Annotated in this window: 2 protein-coding genes; both read right to left on the bottom strand. The window is 72.1% G+C overall.

Annotated elements, in window-relative coordinates:
• Nucleotides 1-29: 29 nt before the first annotated feature.
• Nucleotides 30-10,403 carry a type I polyketide synthase gene (locus ACRAKF_RS31445; RefSeq protein WP_447042262.1) on the bottom strand — a complete coding sequence of 3,458 codons (10,374 nt, stop codon included), beginning with the start codon at nucleotides 10,401-10,403 and terminating at the stop codon, nucleotides 30-32.
• Between the two features lie 57 nt (nucleotides 10,404-10,460).
• Nucleotides 10,461-20,090, bottom strand: a complete 9,630-nt coding sequence (locus tag ACRAKF_RS31440; RefSeq protein ID WP_447041071.1) for a type I polyketide synthase — start codon at nucleotides 20,088-20,090, stop codon at nucleotides 10,461-10,463.
• Between the last annotated feature and the right edge of the window lie 40 nt (nucleotides 20,091-20,130).

Here is a 20,130-nt window from a genome sequence, read left to right as displayed (position 1 = left end):
AGGGGGGTCAGAGGGCGCTGGACGCCGGTTCAGGACAGCCCGAGTTCGTTGTCGATGAAGGCGAACAGTTCGTCGTTGGACGACGATCCGATCCGTTCGACCACCTCGGCGGAGCCGGAGTCGTCGGAAGCCTCGGCCAGCTTCTCCAGGAGCTCCTTCAGCCGTCCGGCCACCTTCGTGCGCGCCTCGCCGTCGTCCATCACGTGGGAGAGCAAGGGCTCCAGCCTGTCGAGCTCGGCGAAGACCAGGGGCTCGCCCGTGCCGCCGTCCGGCAGGAGTTCCTCCCGCAGGTGGTCCACCAGCGCCGTGGGGGTCGGGTGGTCGAAGACCAGCACCGCCGACAGCCGAAGACCGGTCTCCGCGTTGAGCCGGTTGCGCAGTTCCACCGTGGTCAGCGAGTCGAAGCCCATCTCCTTGAAGGCCATGTCGGGCTCCACCGCCTCCGCCGAGCCATGGCCGAGGACGGTGGCCACCTGCACCCGCACCAGGTCAAGGAGCGCCCGGTGTTGGTCGGCCGCGGAGAGACCGGCCAGGCGGTCCCGCAGCGACCCGGTGCCGGTGTGCGTGGTCTCCGACGCCGCGGCCCGGCGCCGGGGCACCCGCACCAGGCCGCGCAGCAGCGCGGGGACGTCGCCGGTCTGGGCCTGGACGCGCAGGGCGGCGAGGTCCACGTGGGTCGGCACGAGCACGGTCTCGTCGGTCCTGAGCGCGTCGTCGAACAGCGCGAGGCCCTCCCGTGAGCTGAGCGCGTTCAGTCCGGCTCGCGCGATGCGCTGGAGGTCCGCCTCGCCGAGGTCCCCGGTCATCTCACTGCGCTGCTCCCACATGCCCCAGGCCAGGGAGACCGCGGGGAGGCCGAGCCCGCGCCGCTGGTGTGCCAGGGCGTCCAGGAAGGCGTTGGCCGCGGCGTAGTTGGCCTGGCCGCCGCCACCGAAGTTGGAGGAGGCCGAGGAGAACACCACGAACGCGGAGAGGTCGAGGTCGCGGGTCAGCTCGTGCAGGTGCAGCGCCGCGTCCACCTTCGGACGCAGCACCCTGTCCACCCGCTCCGGCGTCAGCGACTCCACCACACCGTCGTCCAGCACACCCGCCGCATGCACCACGGCCGACAACGGATACTCCGACCCGATCCCGGCCAGCAGACCCTCCACCGCCGCACGATCGGCGACATCACACGCCACCGCCCGCGCCTCGGCACCCAGCCCCGCCAGCTCCGCCACCAACTCCACCGCACCCGGCGCCTCCGCGCCACGACGACTCGTCAGCACCAGAGAACGCACACCGTGCTCCACCACCAGGTGACGGGCCAGCAACGCACCCAGACCACCCGTACCACCCGTGATCAGCACCGTGCCACCGCCGTCGAACGGCGGGGTCCCCGGTTCGGGCAGGTCCTCGGCCGGGACCACGCGGGCGAGACGCGCCGCGAGCACCCGTCCGTCCCGCACGGCCACCTGCGGCTCCTCGGCGGTCAGCGCCGCCCGTAGCGCCGATGACACGTCGCCGTGGTCCTCCGGGTCCAGGTCCACCAGCAGGAACTTCCCGGGGTGCTCGGTCTGCGCGGAGCGCAGCAGGCCCCACACGGCGGCCTCGGCCGGGGTGCGCACCTCACCGGAGGACCGGGCACCCATCGCACCGCGGGTCACGAACACCAGGTAGGAGTCGCCGAACCGCTCGTCGGTGACCCACGACCGCACCAGTTCCAGCGCGCGGTACGTGGCACCACGTACCCGTCCCGCCAGATCCGCCCCGTCGTCGATGCCGGCCGCCTCCGCGGCGCCCGCCACCATGACGACGTCCGGCGGCGTGGCCCCGGAGTCGACCGCCTCGCGCAGCGCGGCCAGATCCGCGTACGACACCACGTCGGCACCCGCGCCCTCCAGACCGGAGCGCACCCCCAGGCCGTCCGTGCCAAGGACGGCCCACGTTCCCTCGGAGGCCGGAGCCGGCGCGCCGACGGGGACGGGGGTCCAGTCCAGGCGGAAGAGCGAGTCATGCCCGGCCGCCGTGGAGCCGGCCGCCGTCTGGATCTGGCCCTCCGCCACCAGCCGCAGCACCAGGGAGTCGACGGTGGCCACGGCCCGGCCGCTGGTGTCGGCCACCGCGAGGCCGATCGAGTCGGGCCCGAGCGAGCTGAGGCGCACCCTCAGTTCCGAGGCTCCCGTGGCCCGCAGCGATACGCCGGTCCAGGAGAACGGGAGCCTGGCCAGCCCCGCCTCCTCCTGCGGCACGAACATGACGGCCTGGACCGCCGCGTCCAGCAGGGCCGGGTGCAGTCCGAACCGTTCCGCGTCCGACGCGTTCTCCTCGGGCAGACGCACCTCGGCGAAGACCTCGTCACCACGGATCCACACCGCTCGCAGCCCCTGGAAGACCGGGCCGTAGGCGAAGCCGCCCGCGGCCATTCGGGCGTAGACGTCCTCGATGTCGATCCGTTCGGCGCCCTCCGGGGGCCATACGGCGAGGTCGGCCAGGCTGGTGTCGTCCTGCGCCCCGCTCCGCGCGAGCAGACCGGAGGCGTGCTGTGTCCACGGCTGCTCCATGGTGGAGTCCTCCGGCCGGGAGTACACGTTCAGCGAGCGTGTGCCGTTCTCGTCCGGTCCGCCCACCGCCAGTTGGAGGTGGACCGCGCCCCGCTCGGGCAGGGCCAGCGGCGCCGTGAGGGTCAGCTCCTCGACCCGGTCGCATCCCACCTGGTCGGCGATGTGCAGGGCCAGTTCGAGGAAGGCGGTGCCGGGCAGCAGGATCGTGTCCTGCACCATGTGGTCGACGAGCCACGGGTCGGTCTGCGGCGAGAGGCGGCTGGTGAACAGGAAGCCGTCCGCGTCGGGCAGTTCGACGGCGGCGCCCAGCAGCGGATGCGTCGGCGGGACGAGCCCCACGGCGGTCACATCGCTGGCGAACGACGACAGGGCCTCCAGCCAGTAGCGCTCGCGCTGGAAGGCGTAGGTGGGCAGCTCGACCCTGCGGGCGCCGCGCCCGGTGAAGATCCGCTCCCAGTCCACCGCGACGCCGCCCACGTGGAGCTCGGCCAGCGCCGTCGTCAGCGACCGCGCCTCAGGGCGGTCCTTGCGCAGCACCGGCACCAGGACCGGCTCGGCGGTGCCCTCGGGGTCCGCCACGCAGTCCCGCGCCATCGCGGTGAGCACACCGTCGGGGCCCACCTCGACGAACCGGGTCACGCCCAGCTCCTCAAGGGCCCGCACCCCATCCGCGAACCGCACGGCCTCGCGCACATGCCGCACCCAGTACTCCGGCGAACACACCTCGTCCGCGCCGGCCGACCGGCCCGTCACATTGGAGACCAGCGCGATGGCCGGCGAGGCGAAGGTCAGCTCTTCGACGACCTTGCGGAAGTCGCCGAGCATCGCGTCCATGCGGGGCGAGTGGAAGGCATGGCTGACCCGCAGACGGCGGGTCTTGCGGCCCTGCTCCGACCACTGGCCTGCGATCTCCAGTACGGCGGCCTCGTCGCCCGCGATGACCACGGCCGTCGGGCCGTTGACCGCGGCGACACTCACTTCGGCCTCACGACCGGCGAGCGCCCCCGCGATCTCTTCCCCGGACGCCTCGATGGCGACCATCGCGCCGCCCTCCGGCAGCGCCTGCATCAGCCGGCCACGCGCCGCGACCAGCGTGCACGCGTCCTCCAGCGAGAACACCCCCGCCACATGCGCGGCGGCGATCTCACCGATGGAGTGGCCGATCAGCACGTCCGGCCGGACACCCCAGTGCTCAAGGAGCCGGAACAGCGCCACCTCGACGGCGAAGAGCGCGGGCTGCGTGAACGCCGTCCGGTCCAGCAGCTCGGCGTCCGCACTGTCCTCCGCCGCGAACACCACATCCCGCAGCGGACGGTCCAGCAGCACATCCAGATGGGCGCACACCTCGTCCCACGCGTCGGCGAACACCGGGAACGCCTCGTACAACTCCCGGCCCATGCCGAGCCGTTGGGCGCCCTGACCGGAGAACAGGAACGCCGTCTTGCCGGCCGCCCCCGCCATGCCCCGCACGACGCCGGGCGCGGTCTCACCCTTCGCGAGGGCGTCGAGGCCACGCAGCATGTCCGCGCGGTCCTCGCCCACCAGGGCGGCTCGCTGATCGAAGAGCGACCGGGTCGTCGCCAGGGAGTAGCCGACGTCCACCGTGGGCATGAACTCCTCGGTGAGCGTGGCGAGTTGGTTCCGCAGCCGCTCGGCCTGGCCCCGGAGGGCGGCGTCGGTCCTGCCGGAGAGGATCCACGGCACCGGGAGCCCGGTGGTGTCCGGGGCGGCCGTGGCCCGCGGCGGCTGTGGCTCGTCGGCGACCGGCGCCTGCTCGATGATGGTGTGGGCGTTGGTGCCGCTCACACCGAAGGCGGACACCGCCGCCCGGCGCGGATGGTCCGTCTCCGGCCAGGGCACCGTCTCGGTCAGTAGCTCGACGTCGCCCGCCGACCAGTCCACATGCGGTGTCGCCTCGTCCACGTGCAAGGTCTTGGGCAGGACGCCCTCGCGCATGGCCATCACCATCTTGATGACGCCCGCGACGCCTGCGGCGGCCTGTGTGTGCCCGATGTTCGACTTGATGGCGCCCAGCAGCAACGGCCGACCCTCGGGGCGGCCCTGGCCGTAGGTGGCAAGGAGTGCCTGCGCTTCGATCGGGTCGCCGAGGGGCGTGCCGGTGCCATGGGCCTCGACCACGTCCACATCGGCGGAGGCCAGCCGGGCACCGGCCAGCGTCTGCTCGATGAGCCGCTGCTGCGACGGGCCGTTGGGCGCCGTGAGGCCGTTGGAGGCGCCGTCCTGGTTGATCGCCGAGCCCCGGACGACGGCCAGTACCTGGTGGCCGTTGCGCCGGGCGTCGGACAGCCGCTCCACGAGGAGCATGCCCACGCCCTCGGACCAGCCGGTGCCGTCGGCCGATGCCGCGAACGCCTTGCAGCGGCCGTCGAACGACAGCACGCGCTGGGCGCTGAACTCGACGAACGTGCCCGGCGTGGCCATGATCGTCACACCGCCGGCCAGCGCCACGGAGGACTCCCCCTGGCGCAGTGACTGGCAGGCCAGGTGCAGGGCGACCAGCGACGACGAACACGCGGTGTCCACCGTGACGGCCGGGCCCTCGAAGCCGAAGGTGTAGGAGATACGGCCGGAGGAGACGCTGGGGGCGCTGCCGAGCCCGAGATACCCCTCCACTCCTTCGGCGTCCCTCAGGACGCGTGAACCGTAGTCGTGGTAGTTGGAGCCGATGAAGACGCCTGCCTGGCTGCCGCGCAGCACCGTGGGGTCGATGCCGGCGCGCTCGAACGCCTCCCAGGACGTCTCAAGGAGCAGCCGCTGCTGAGGGTCGATCGCCATCGCCTCGCGCGGCGAGATCCCGAAGAACGCGGGGTCGAAGTGGCCGACCTCGTCGAGGAAGCCGCCCGCCCGTACATAGCTGGTACCGGACTTCTCGGGATCCGGGTCGTAGAGGCTGTCGATGTCCCAGTCGCGGTCCTCGGGGAACCCGGAGATCACATCGCTCTCGGTCATCAGCAGGTCCCACAGCGCCTCGGGGGTACGTACCCCGCCGGGGAACCGGCAGCTCATGCCGATGATGGCGATCGGCTCGTCGGTGGCGACGGGGTTGTCGAGCGCCTCCGGCCGCTTGGGCGCGGCGGCGGTGGCGCCCCCGGTGACCGGCTGCTCGCCGAACATCTCGGTGTGCAGGTACCGGGCCAGAACGGTGGCGGTCGGGTAGTCGAAGACACAGGTGACCGGCAGCCGGAGGCCGGTGACCACGCCGAGGCGGTTGCGCAGTTCGACGGCGGTCAGCGAGTCGAAGCCGAGGTCGCGGAAGGCGCGGTCGGCCTCCACCGCGTCGGCGCTGTCGTAGCCGAGGACGTCGGCGGCCTGGTTGCGCACCAGTTCCTGGAGGAGTTTGGGCTGCTCGGCGGGGGACAGTTCCGCCAACTCCCGGCGCAGCGCGGAGATCGCGTCGTCGCCGTCGCCCGCGTCCGCGCCAGTGGTGGCGGCGGGGCGGTTCAGCTCGGGCACCTCGCGGAACAGCGCGTTCGGGCGTGAGCCGACGAATTCCGGCTGGAAGCGGTCCCAGTCGATCTCGGCGATGACCAGGAACGTCTCGTCCAGTTCAAGCGCCTGCTGCATTCCGGAGATCGCCAGCTCGGGCACCATCCCGACCACGCCGGAACGGTCCATCCGCTCGCCGACCTCGCCGGATCCGAGGCCGCCGCCGGCCCAGGCGCCCCAGGCGATGGAAGTGGCCGGAAGGCCGTCCGCGCGTCGCTGCAACGCCAGCGCGTCGAGATAGGCATTACCCGCCGCGTAACTCCCCTGGCCCGGGCCACCCAACGTGCCCGCCGCCGAGGAGAACAACACGAACGCCGACAGATCCATCCCCGCCGTCAGCTCATGCAGATTCCGCGCCGCATCCACCTTCGGACGCAACACCCCAGCCGCACGCTCCACCGTCAGAGCATCCACCACACCGTCATCCAGCACACCCGCCGTATGCACCACGGCAGTGAGCGGCAACTCCTGCGGAATCTCTTCCAGCACCGCAGCCAGCGCATCACGGTCGGCCGCATCACACGCCACCACCGTCACCGAAGCACCCAGGCCCTCCAGCTCCGCCTTCAGCTCAGCGGCACCCCCGGCCTCCATCCCACGACGACTCGTCAGCACCAGATGCTCGGCACCCGTACGAGCCAGCCAACGAGCCACATGGCCCCCCAGCGCACCCGTACCACCGGTCACCAGCACCGAACCGCCCGCACGCCACCCCTCAACACCCGCGGCCTCACCCACGGAAGCCCGCACCAACCGCTTGACGAACACACCAGAACCACGCACCGCGACCTGGTCCTCACCGTCCACACCCGCCAGCACCCCGGCCAGACGGACCAGCGCTCTGACGTCCACGGTCTCGGGCAGGTCCACCACACCGCCCCAGCGCTGGGGATACTCCACCCCCACGATCCGGCCCAGGCCCCACACCATCGACTGCACCGGACTCACCAGCCGGTCGGAGCGACCCACCGACACCGCACCCCGGGTGCCACACCACAGCGGAGCCACCACACCCGCATCACCCAGCCCCTGGACCAGCCCCACCATCGCGGCAAGCCCAGCGGGAACACCCCCGAAGGACTCGTGCCCCGACTCATCCAACGCCAGCAGCGAGAACACACCCGCCACACCCGACGACTCCACCCCGGCCTCGTCGAGCACCACACGCAGCCGCTCCGCGACCGCCTCGCGGTCGTTGCCCGATGCGTCAAGGACCACCCGGACGATGTCGGCCCCGTTCGTCTCCAGCCCGTTCACCGTGGCGGACACGAGGGCGTCATCGGCGTGCGAGGCGGGAAGAACGACGAGCCAGGTGCCCGAGAGCGTCGACTCGGACGCGGACGCCAGGGGCTTCCAGACCGCCTGGTAACGCCAGCTTTCGACCGTGTTCTGCTCACGCCGCTGACGGCGCCAGGACGACAGCGCCGGAAGCAACGCCGTCAACGACGACTGCTGCTCCTCGCCCTCCACCTCCAGCGTCCGCGTCAGCGCCTCCAGGTCCTGGCGTTCCACCGCGTCCCAGAAACGCGCGTCCACCGCGTCCGCGCCCAGCGCGTCGCCGGTGGCCGACATCTCCCAGGCCGGCACGTCCAGCCAGTAACGCTGACGCTGGAAGGCGTACGTCGGCAGCTCCACCGGGCGGGGGCTCCGGCCCCCGGTCAGGGCGGTCCAATCGACCGTGACTCCGCGCACGAACACCTCGGCGGCGGAGGTCAGGAACCGCTCCAGGCCGCCTTCGTCGCGGCGCAGGGTGCCGACGACCACGGCTTGCACCTCGGCGGCCTCCACCGTCTGCTGCACCGGCAGGGTCAGCACCGGGTGCGGGCTCGCCTCGATGAACACGGTGTGACCGTCGTCCAGCAGGAGGCGAGTCGTGGCCTCCAGCTCGACCGTCTGCCGCAGATTGCGGTACCAGTACTCCGCGTCCAGAGCGGCCGTATCCACCAGCCCACCGAACACCGTCGAATAGAACGGCACCTCGGAGGTACGAGGCTTCAGGTCCGCCAAGACCCTCAGCAACTCCTCGCGGATCTCCTCCACATGCGCGGAGTGCGACGCGTAGTCCACCGGAACCCGGCGAACCCGGACCTCCTCGCCCTCAAGCTCGGCGACCATCTCATCCAGCGCACCCGCGTCACCGGACACCACGACCGAACCCGGGCCGTTGACCGCCGCAACGGATATCGCACCGTCCCAGCCAGAGATACGCTCCCGCGCCTGATCGACCGGAAGCCCCACCGACACCATGCCACCACGGCCGGCCAGACCCGCCGCGATCGCCTGGGACCGCAGGGTCACCACCTTCGCGGCGTCCTCCAGCGACAGCGCACCCGCGACACACGCCGCGGCGATCTCGCCCTGGCTGTGGCCCATCACCGCGTCCGGCTCGACACCCACCGAACGCCACAGCTTCGCCAGGGACACCATCACCGCGAACAACACCGGCTGAACGACATCCACCCGGTCGAAACCGGGAGCACCCTCGCCACCGCGCAGTACGTCCGTCAACGACCAGTCCACATGAGCCGACAACGCCGTCTCACACTCACCGATCGCCTCCGCGAACACCGGCGAGGACTCAAGGAGCTCCACCGCCATACCCAGCCACTGCGCCCCCTGACCCGGGAACACGAACACCGAACGGCCGGCGTCGCCGGTTCTCCCGCGTACCACTCCGTTCGACGTGACGGTGTCCTCGGCTATCGCCTCAAGGCCCTGGAGGAGCACCTCATGGTCGGCTCCGGTCACCACGGCCCGGTGCTCGAAGGCGGACCGGGTCGTGGCCAGCGAGTGAGCCACCTCCGCCACGTCCAACTCCGGGCGCTCGGCGAGGAATTCACGCAGCCGTCCGGCCTGCGCACGCAGCGCCTCCGCGCTACGGCCCGACACGGGCCACGCCACCGGACCGCCGGCGGCCTCGGGGCCGGCCTCATCGGCCTCATCGATCTCCGCCGGATCGGCCTCGGGAGCCTGCTCAAGGATGGTGTGCACGTTGGTGCCACTCATGCCGAACGAGGACACCGCGGCGCGCCGCGGGTGCTCCCGGTCCGGCCACGGGATCGGGTCGTGCAGCAGGGAGACGGCGCCGCCGGTCCAGTCGATGTGCGGCGAGGGCTCGTCCGCGTGGAGCGTCTTGGGCAGCACGCCCGCACGCATGGCCATCACCATCTTGATGACACCCGCGACACCGGCGGCGGCCTGTGTGTGCCCGATGTTGGACTTGATGCCTCCCAGCCACAGCGGCTGGTCCGCGGGCCGGTCCTGCCCGTACGTGGCCATCAGCGCCTGCGCCTCGATCGGGTCGCCCAGCGACGTACCCGTGCCGTGCGCCTCGACCGCGTCCACCTCGGCGGCCGACAGCCGGGCGCTGGTCAGCGCCTGGCGGATGACCCGCTGCTGCGAGATGCCGTTGGGGGCCGTAAGGCCGTTGGACGCGCCGTCCTGGTTGATGGCCGAGCCCCGGACGACGGCCAGCACCTGGTGGCCGTTGCGCTGGGCGTCGGACAGCCGCTCCACGAGCAGCATGCCGACGCCCTCGCCCCAGCCCGTGCCGTCGGCCGCGGCGCCGAACGGCTTGCACCGGCCGTCCGCGGCAAGGCCGCGCTGCCGGCTGAACTGGACGAACGCCGACGGGGTGGACATCACCGTGACACCACCGGCCAGCGCGAGTGTGCACTCACGCTGGCGCAGCGCCTGGACGGCGAGGTGCAGGGCCACGAGGGACGACGAACAGGCCGTGTCCACGGAGAGCGCGGGGCCCTCCAGACCCATGGTGTAGGAGATCCGGCCGGAGACGATGCTCGCCGCGTTGCCGGTGCCCGAGTGGCCCTCGACATCCTCCAGGCTCTCGGTCGCGCCGAGCGTGAGCATGGAGTAGTCCTGGCCGTTGGTGCCGACGAACACACCGGTACGGCTGCCCCGCAGGGACATCGGGTCGATGCCCGCGCGCTCGCACGCCTCCCAGGACGTTTCGAGCAGCAGCCGCTGCTGGGGGTCCATCGAGAGCGCCTCACGCGGGGAGATCCCGAAGAACGCCGGGTCGAACCGGTCGGCGTTCTCCAGGAAGCCGCCCTCGGTCGTATAGCTGGTGCCGGGACGGTCCGGGTCCTCGTCGTAGAGGGCGTCGATGTCCCAGCCCCGGTCCATGGGGAATTCCGTGATCGCGTCGGTACCGTCCGCCACCACGCGCCACAGGTCTTCGGGAGAGCTCACCCCGCCGGGGAACCGGCAGCTCATGGCGACGATCGCGATCGGTTCCTGGTCCGCCGACTCGGCCTCGAGCAGGCGCTGGCGAGTCTGCTGGAGATCCGCAGTCACCCGCTTGAGATAGTCGAGAAGCTTCTCTTCGTTCATTGTCATGTCACCCATGGAAGTAGTAAGGAACGACCCTCTGGAACCGACCGCGCCAGCTCAGGAGATCCCGAGCTCCTTGTCGATGAAGTCGAAGATCTCGTCCGACGTCGCCGACTGGATCTTGTCCGAAACGGCCTTCTTGCCCGAGGTGGGCGATTCCTGCTCCGCCTCTCCCCACTTCAGAAGGAGCGTCTGTAGACGCGTGGTGATCCTTGGCCGGTCCACGTCGTCGGCGGAGATCGTGGCCATCGCCGCTTCGATCCGGTCCAGCTCACCGAGGATCGGTGTGGCCGCCGAGACCCCGTCCTCGATGACATCGGTACGCAGCCGCCGGGCGAGCGCCAGGGGCGTCGGGTGGTCGAAGACGATCGTCGCGGACAGGCGCAGGCCTGTCGCCGCGTCGAGCCGGTTCCGCAGTTCGACGGCGGTCAGCGAGTCGAAGCCGAGTTCACGGAAGGCCCGCTGGGACTCGACCGACTCCACCGAGGGGAAGCCGAGTACGACGGCCACCTGGGTGGTGACCAGGTCGAGCAGCGCTCGTTCCTGCTCCGCCTCCGGCAGTCCGGCGAGCCGCTCACGCAGTTCCGAACCACCGGTCTCGAACCGCGCGGTGGTACCGCCGGCGGTCGCGGCCTCCAGGATCCGCCGCGCCTCGGGCATCTCGTCCAGCAGCCTGCTGGCCCGTACGGCGGTGTAGGACGGGACGAACCGCTCCCAGTCGAGGTCGGCGACGGCCAGGTGTGTCTCCTGGAGGTCGAGGGCCTGCTGGAGTGCCATGACTGCCAGCTCCGGCGTCATCGCGGCCATGCCGCCGCGCCGCAGCCGGTCCTCCAGCGCCCCGTCGACCGCCATACCGCCCTCGGCCCACGGGCCCCACGCCACCGAGGTGGCGGTGAGACCCTGGGCCCTGCGCTGCTGCGCCAGGGCGTCGAGGTAGGCGTTGGCCGCCGCGTAACTGCCCTGGCCGGCTCCGCCGATCGCCCCGGCGAGCGAGGAGAACAGCACGAACGCGGACAGGTCGAGGCCCTGGGTGAGCTCGTGCAGATGGCGGGCCCCGTCCACCTTGGGACGCAGCACGCCCGCCACCCGCTCCACCGACATCGAGTCCAGGACGCCGTCGTCCAGGACGCCCGCCGCGTGCACGACGGCGTTCAGCGGATACCGCTCGGGGATGGCGGCCAGTACGGCGGCCAGGGCGTCGCGGTCGGCGGTGTCACAGGCCGCGACGGTCACCTCGGCGCCCAGGGCGGCGAGTTCGTCGCACAGTTCGGCCGCGCCGGGGGCGTCCATGCCACGCCGGCTGGTGAGCACCAGGTGTTCGGCGCCGGCGCCCGCCAGCCACCGGGCCACCTGGCTGCCCACTCCCCCGGTGCCGCCGGTCACGAGCACCGAGCCACGCGCGTTCCACGGCCGGGCCGTGGTCCGCGGCGCGGCGGCCCGCACCAGGCGCCGGGTGAACACGCCGGACGTGCGCACCGCCACCTGGTCCTCGAACTCGCCCGCGCCGCCGCCCAGCACACCGGACAGCCGGTTCGCGGCCCGCTCGTCGAGTGTCTCCGGGAGGTCCACCAGACCGCCCCAGAGCTTGGGGTGCTCCAGTCCGGCGACCCGGCCGAGGCCCCAGATCTGCGCCTGGGCGGCGCTGCGCAGGGTGTCGGATCCGGTCACCGACACGGCGCCCCGGGTCGCCACCCACAGCGGGGCCTCGACACCGGCGTCCACGAGTGCCTGGAGCGCGACGAGGTTCAGCGCGAGCCCTCGCGGCACCACCGTGTGCCCGGCGCAGGGGTCCTCGTCCAGGGCCAGCAGGGAGAGCACCCCGCCGATGGCCCCGTCGGACGCGGCTTCGACCGCGCTGCGCAGCCGCTCGGCGACGGCCGCGCGGTCGATGTCCACCGCACCATCGAGCACGATCCGCGCCACGTCCGCGCCCTGCCGTTCGAGCATGGTCACCGCGGAGGTGACCAGCGCGTCGTCGGCGTACGGCTGGGGGACCATGACCATCCAGGTGCCGGTCAGTGCCCGCTCCGAGAGCTCGGACACCGCGTTCCACGCGATCTGGTAGCGCCAGCCGTCCACCGTGGACCGCTCGCGGTGGCCCTTTCGGTACGACGAGAGGGCGGGGAGCACCTCGGTCAGCGAGGCGTTTCCGTCCACGTGCAGCGCGGTGGTCAGCGCCTCCAGGTCCTCGCGCTCGACCGCGTCCCAGAACCGGGCGTCGACCGAGTCCACGGAGGCGGAGGGGTCGGAGGGGTCGGAGGCACCGCCCTCGGGGGCATCCAGCCAGTACCGCTGCCGCTGGAACGCGTACGTCGGCAGCTCGACCCGCCGGACGTCCTGGCCGGCGAACAGGGCCTCCCAGTCGACGGTGGCGCCGTGGACGTGGAGTTCGGCCAGGGCCGTCGTCAGCGCCTGGGTCTCGGCGCGGTCCTTGCGCAGCGCGGGCACCACGACGGGGGCCGAAGTCTCCTCCGCCGTCAGGCACTCCCGCGCCATCGCCGCGAGCACACCGTCGGGGCCGACCTCGATGAACCTGGTCACGCCCGCGTTCTCCAGGGAGCGCAGCCCGTCCAGGAAGCGTACGGCCTCCCGCACATGGCGCACCCAGTACTCCGGCGAGCACACCTCGTCGGCGCCCGCCGACTTGCCCGTCACGTTGGACACCAGGGCGATGGCGGGCGGGGCGAACGACAGCTCTTCGACGACCTCGCGGAAGTCCTCCAGCATCGCGTCCATACGGGGAGAGTGGAAGGCGTGGCTGACCCGCAGGCGGCGGGTCTTGCGGCCCTGCTCCGACCACTGGCCTGCGATCTCCAGTACGGCGGCCTCGTCGCCCGCGATGACCACGGCCGTCGGACCGTTCACCGCGGCCATGCTCACCTCGGCCTCACAACCGGCCAGCGTTTCGGAGACCTCCTCCTCGGACGCCTCGATGGCGACCATCGCGCCGCCCTCCGGCAGCGCCTGCATCAGCCGGCCACGCGCCGCGACCAGCGTGCACGCGTCCTGGAGCGAGAACACCCCCGCCACATGCGCGGCGGCGATCTCACCGATGGAGTGGCCGATCACCACATCCGGCCGGACACCCCAGTGCTCAAGGAGCCGGAACAGCGCCACCTCGACCGCGAACAACGCGGGCTGCGTGAACGCGGTCCGGTCCAGCAGCTCGGCGTCCGCGCTGTCCTCCGCCGCGAACATCACGTCCTTCAGCGGACGGTCCAGTACGACGTCCAGGTGCGCGCACACCTCGTCAAGGGCGCGGGCGAACACCGGGAACTGCTCGTACAACTCCCGGCCCATACCCAGGCGTTGCGCGCCCTGGCCCGAGAACAGGAACGCCGTGATCCCCGTCGGGGTCGCGACCGAGCGGACGACGCCGGGGGCGTCCTCGGCGGTGGCGACGGCCTCAAGGCCGCGCAGCAGCTCCGCACGGTCCGCGCCGGTCAGTACGGCACGGTGCTCGAACACCGAACGGGTGGCGACCAGGGAGTAGCCGACGTCCTTCAGGCTCAGCTCCGGACGTGCGGTCAGCTGTGCCCGCAGCCGCCGTGCCTGGGCCCGCAGCCCGTCCGCGCTCCGGGCGGAGAGCGTCCAGGGCGCCGGGCCGCGGTCGTCGGGAGACGCCGGCTCGGCCGGTCGTGTGTCCTCGGCGTCCGAGGGTGCCTGCTCGATGATGGTGTGGGCGTTGGTGCCGCTCACGCCGAAGGCGGAGACACCGGCCCGGCGCGGCTGCCCGGTCTCGGGCCACTCGGTGGCCTCCGTCAGCAGCCGCACCTCACCCGCCGACCAGTCCACCTGCGGTGAGGGCTCGTCCACGTGCAGCGTCTTCGGCAGTACGCCGTGCCGCATCGCCATCACCATCTTGATGACACCGGCGAGTCCGGACGCGGCCTGGGTGTGGCCGATGTTCGACTTCAGCGCGCCCAGCAGCAGCGGGCGGCCCTCGGGCCGCTCCTGACCGTACGTGGCAAGCAGCGCCTGCGCCTCGATCGGGTCACCCAGCGACGTGCCGGTACCGTGCGCCTCCACCACGTCCACCTCGGCCGCCGACAGGCTGGCACTCGCCAGCGCCTGCCGGATCACCCGCTGCTGCGAAGGACCGTTCGGCGCCGTCAGACCATTGCTGGCGCCGTCCTGGTTGACCGCCGAACCACGCACGATGCCCAGCACCTGGTGGCCGTTGCGCCGCGCGTCCGACAGCCGCTCCACGAGCAGCACATCGGCGCCCTCGCTCCATCCCGTACCGTCCGCCGCCGCCGCGAACGGCTTGCAGCGGCCGTCGGGCGCGAGCCCGCCCTGCCGGCTGAACTCGACGAACGCCATCGGAGTGGCCATCACCGCCACACCGCCGACCAGCGCCATGTCGCACTCGCCCTGCCGCAGCGACTGGCAGGCCAGGTGCAGGGCCACCAGCGACGAGGAGCAGGCGGTGTCCACCGTGATAGCGGGGCCTTCCAGGCCGTAGGTGTAGGCGAGACGGCCGGAGACGACGCTGCCGGCGTTGCCGGTCAGCAGATGGCCTTCGACGTCCTCGGGCACCGTCTCCAGGTTGGTGCCGTATCCGGAGCCCGAGAAGCCGACGAACACACCGGTCTGGCTGCCCCGCACCGATGCGGGGTTGATGCCCGCCCGCTCGAACGCCTCCCAGGAGGTCTCCAGGAGCAGGCGCTGCTGCGGGTCGGTCGCCAGGGCCTCGCGGGGCGAGATCCCGAAGAAGCCGGGGTCGAACTCGCCCGCGTCGTAGAGGAATCCGCCTTCCCTGGCGTAGAACGTGCCCGGCCGGTCCGGGTCGGGGTCGTACATGCCCGACAGGTCCCAGCCGCGGTCCGAGGGGAACGACGAGATGGCGTCACCGCCGCCGTCGATCAGCTGCCACAGGTCCTCCGGGCTCCGCACCCCGCCGGGCAGGCGGCAGCTCATGGAGACGATCGCGATGGGCTCGTCGTCCGCGCCGGAGCCCGTGGGGCCCCCGGCGCCGGTGGCCGGCGCCTGGGACGTGGCGCCCAGTACCTCGGTGCGCAGGTGCGCCGCGAGCACGCCGGCGCTGGGGTAGTCGAAGACCAGCGTGGCGGGGAGGCTGAGACCGGTCTCGGCGGCCAGCCGGTTGCGCAGGTCTACCGCGGTCAGCGAGTCGAAGCCCAGGTCGCGGAAGGCCCGGTTCGGCTCGACCGTCTCGGCGGAGGAGTAGCCGAGTACGGAGGCGGCGTGCCTGCGCACCAGGTCGAGCAGCGCCCGGTCCCGCTCGCCCTCGGTGAGCGGCTTCAGCCGTTCACGCAACTGGGCCCCGGCGGCGTCGGCGCTCTCGCCGTCGCCGCCCTTCGTCTCCAGCGCCCGTACCTCGTCGAGATCGCTCAGGAACGGGCTGGGCCGGACCGCGGTGAACGAGGGCGCGAACCGCTCCCAGTCCACGTCGGCGACCGTGACGACACCGTCGCCACCCGCCACCGCGCGCTCCAGGGCGGCGATCGCCAACTGGGGTGCCATCGCGGGCAGTCCGCGCCGCGCGAGCTGCTCCCCGGCGTCGCCTCGGGTGGCCATGCCGTCCTCGGCCCACGGGCCCCAGGAGACGGCGGTGCCCGCGAGGCCCCGCGCACGGCGCCTCTCGACCAGTGCGTCCAGGAAGGCGTTTCCGGAGCCGTAGACGCCCTGGCTGCCGCCGCCCCACACACCGGAGATGGAGGAGAAGACCACGAACGCGTCGAGTTCACGGTCGCCGAGCAGCTCATCCAGGTTGACGGCGCCCGCCACCTTGCCGGACACGACCGTCGCCGCGTCGGCGAGCTCCGTCTCAAGGAGGGTGGCCGCGAGCGTGACGCCCGCCGCGTGCACCACCGCGGTGAGCGGCCGGTGCTCCGGTACGGCGTCCAGGACGGCGGCGAGCGCGTCGCGGTCGGCCGCGTCGCACGCGGCCACCGTCACCTCGGCGCCCATGCCCTCCAGCTCCGCCTTCAACTCGGCGGCGCCTTCGGCGTCGAGACCGCGGCGGCTGGTCAGCACCAGGTGCTCGGCGCCGCTGCGGACCAGCCAGCGGGCCACCTGCCCGCCGAGCCCGCCCGTGCCACCGGTCACCAGTACGGTGCCGCGCGCCCGCCACGAGGTCCCCTCGCCGACGGCCGCGGCCGAGCGCGCCAGACGGCGTACGAAGACACCGGAGCCGCGCACCGCGACCTGGTCCTCGCCGCCCTCGACGGACAGCACACCGGCCAGCCGTTCCGCGCCGCGCGGGTCCAGTGTCTCGGGCAGGTCGACCAGACCGCCCCACAGGGGCGGCAGTTCCAGACCGGCCACCCGGCCAAGCGCCCAGACCATCGCCTGCGCCGGGCTGGTGAGCCGGTCGGAACGGCCCACCGAGACGGCGCCGCGCGTACCGCACCACAGCCGGGCCGGGAGATCGGCCTCGACCATGGCCCGCACCAGCACCAGGGTCAGCGCATAGCCGCCGGTCAGCGCCGGATGGCCGGGGCAGGGCCGCTCGTCAAGGGCGAGCAGCGACAGCACACCGCCCAGCTCGGGCGCCTCGGCGGCCACCACGCGCAGCCGCTCCGCAAGGACGTCCGTGTCGAGGTCCCGCTCGTCCACGACGACCGGGACGACACTCGCGCCATGCCGTTCGAGCCCGGCGACGACGCCCGAGACCAGTTCGTCGTCCTCGGCGTGGGACGCCGGAACCACCACGAGCCACGTCCCCGACAGCGAGCCGTCGGCGGCGTCGGAGAGCGGCTTCCACGAGACCCGATAGCGCCAGCCGTCGATCGTGGACCGGTCGCGGTTGTCGCGGTGATACGCGGACAGGGCAGGCAGCACGGCGCTCAGCGGCGCCTCGCTGTCGACCGCCAGCGTCCCCGCCAGCGACTCCAGGTCCTGGCGCTGCACCACGTCCCAGAACCGCTCGTCGACGGAGCCGGCGCCATCGGCCACGCCTCCGCCGGGCGGCAGGCCGAATCCGTCGAGCCAGTAACGCTCGCGCTGGAAGGCGTACGTCGGCAGCTCGACCCGGCGGGCGCGACGGCCCTCCAGGGTGATGGCCCAGTCGACCTTGGTGCCACGCGCGAACACCTCGGCGGCGGAGGTCAGGAACCGGTCCAGGCCGCCTTCGTCGCGGCGCAGGGTGCCGATGACCACGGCTTGCGCCTCGGCGGCCTCGACGGTCTGCTGAACAGGGAGCGTGAGTACGGGATGCGGGCTCACCTCGACGAACACACCATGCCCGGCATCGAGCAGGACGCGGGTCGTGGCCTCCAGCTCGACCGTCTGCCGCAGATTGCGGTACCAGTACTCCGCGTCCAGAGCGGCCGTATCCACCAGCCCACCGAACACCGTCGAATAGAACGGCACCTCGGAGGTACGAGGCTTCAGGTCCGCCAGGACCCTCAGCAACTCCTCGCGGATCTCCTCCACATGCGCGGAGTGCGACGCGTAGTCCACCGGAACCCGGCGAACCCGGACCTCCTCGCCCTCAAGCTCGGCGACCATCTCATCCAGCGCACCCGCGTCACCGGACACCACGACCGAACCCGGGCCGTTGACCGCCGCAACGGATATCGCACCGTCCCAGCCAGAGATACGCTCCCGCGCCTGATCGACCGGAAGCCCCACCGACACCATGCCACCACGGCCGGCCAGACCCGCCGCGATCGCCTGGGACCGCAGGGTCACCACCTTCGCGGCGTCCTCCAGCGACAGCGCACCCGCGACACACGCCGCGGCGATCTCGCCCTGGCTGTGGCCCATCACCGCGTCCGGCTCGACACCCACCGAACGCCACAGCTTCGCCAGGGACACCATCACCGCGAACAACACCGGCTGAACGACATCCACCCGGTCGAAACCGGGAGCACCCTCGCCACCGCGCAGTACGTCCGTCAACGACCAGTCCACATGAGCCGACAACGCCGTCTCACACTCACCGACCGCCTCCGCGAACACCGGCGAGGACTCAAGCAGCTCCACCGCCATACCCAGCCACTGCGCCCCCTGCCCCGGGAACACGAACACCGAACGGCCCCGCACGTCGGCCACGCCACGCGTCACACCCGAGGCCACCTCTTCGCCGGCCAACGCACCCAACCGCGCCAGAAGCTCCTCACGATCGGCACCCGTCACCACCCCACGGTGCTCGAACACCGAACGCGACGTCGCCAGCGAGAACGCCACATCGGCGGCGCTCAACTCGGGGCGCTCGGCCACGAACTCCCGCAGCCGACCCGCCTGCGCCCGCAGCCCGGCCGCGCTGCGGCCGGACACCACCCATGCCACCGGACCATCGGCGACCTCGGCCTCGGGCTCCTCCGCCTCCTCGGCTTCCGGAGCCTCCTCCAGGATCGTGTGCGCGTTCGTCCCGCTGATGCCGAACGAGGACACACCCGCCCGCCGGGGCTGCTCGGTCTCGGGCCAGGCGGTGGCCTCGGTGAGCAGCCGGATGTCGCCCTCGGACCAGTCCACCTGGGTGGACGGCTCGTCCGCGTGGAGGGTCTTGGGCAGCACGCCCTCACGCATGGCCATCACCATCTTGATGACCCCACCGACACCGGCGGCGGCCTGGGAGTGGCCGATGTTGGACTTCAGCGAGCCCAGCCACAGCGGCCGGTCCTCCGCCCGCTCCTGGCCGTAGGTGGCAAGCAGCGCCTGCGCCTCGATCGGGTCACCCAGCGCGGTGCCCGTACCGTGCGCCTCCACCGCGTCCACGTCGGCCGGTGTCAGACCCGCGTTCTTCAGTGCCTGGCGGATCACCCGCCGCTGCGAGGGGCCGTTGGGCGCCGTAAGACCGTTGCTCGCGCCGTCCTGGTTCACCGCACTGCCCCGCACCACGGCCAGCACGGGGTGGCCGTTGCGGCGGGCGTCCGAGAGCCGCTCCAGGAGGAGCAGGCCCACGCCCTCGGCCCAGCCGGTGCCGTCGGCGCCCGCACCGAACGCCTTGCACCGGCCGTCGGGAGCGAGCCCGCCCTGCCGGCTGAACTCCACGAACATGCTGGGGGTGAACATGACCGCGACGCCGCCCGCCAGGGCCAGCGAGCACTCCTCCTGGCGGAGCGCCTGGCAGGCCAGGTGCAGGGCGACCAGCGACGACGAGCACGCGGTGTCCACCGTCACGGCGGGCCCTTCCAGGCCCAGGGTGTAGGCCACCCGGCCGGACACCACGGAGGTGGCGTTGCCCGCGAGAAGGAGCCCCTCGACGCCTTCGGGCATCTCGCTCACTCCGGCGCCGTAGCCGGAGGACGAAGCGCCGACGAACACACCGCCTTGGCTGCCCCGCACCGACGCAGGGTCGATCCCGGCGCGCTCGAACGCCTCCCACGCGGTCTCGAGCAGCAGCCGCTGCTGCGGGTCGGTGGCGAGTGCCTCCCGCGGGCTCATGGAGAAGAAGCCGGGGTCGAAGTCGCCCGGTGTGTCCAGGAATCCGCCCTCGCGGACGGAGAAGGTCCCGGACCGCTCCGCGTCGGGGTCGAAGAAGCCGTCGACGTCCCAGCCCCGGTCGGGCGGGAACTCGGTGATGCCGTCGCCGCCCTCGGCGACGAGCCGCCACAGCTCCTCCGGAGTCTTCACGCCTCCGGGGTACCGGCAGCTCATCGCCACGATGGCGATGGGCTCCCGGTCCCGCTCCTCCACCTGTCGAAGTCGCCGACGAGCCTGACGCAGGTCAGCCGTCACCTTCTTGAGGTAGTCAAGGAGTTTTTCGTCTTCCGCCACTATCCCCAGCCCCTTGAAACACTCTGTGAGTTCCAGCTCG

It is taken from the genome of Streptomyces sp. DSM 118878, from assembly GCF_052936595.1.
Note: the sequence above shows the minus strand (reverse complement) of the source record. Positions and strands in the feature narration are given on the sequence as shown.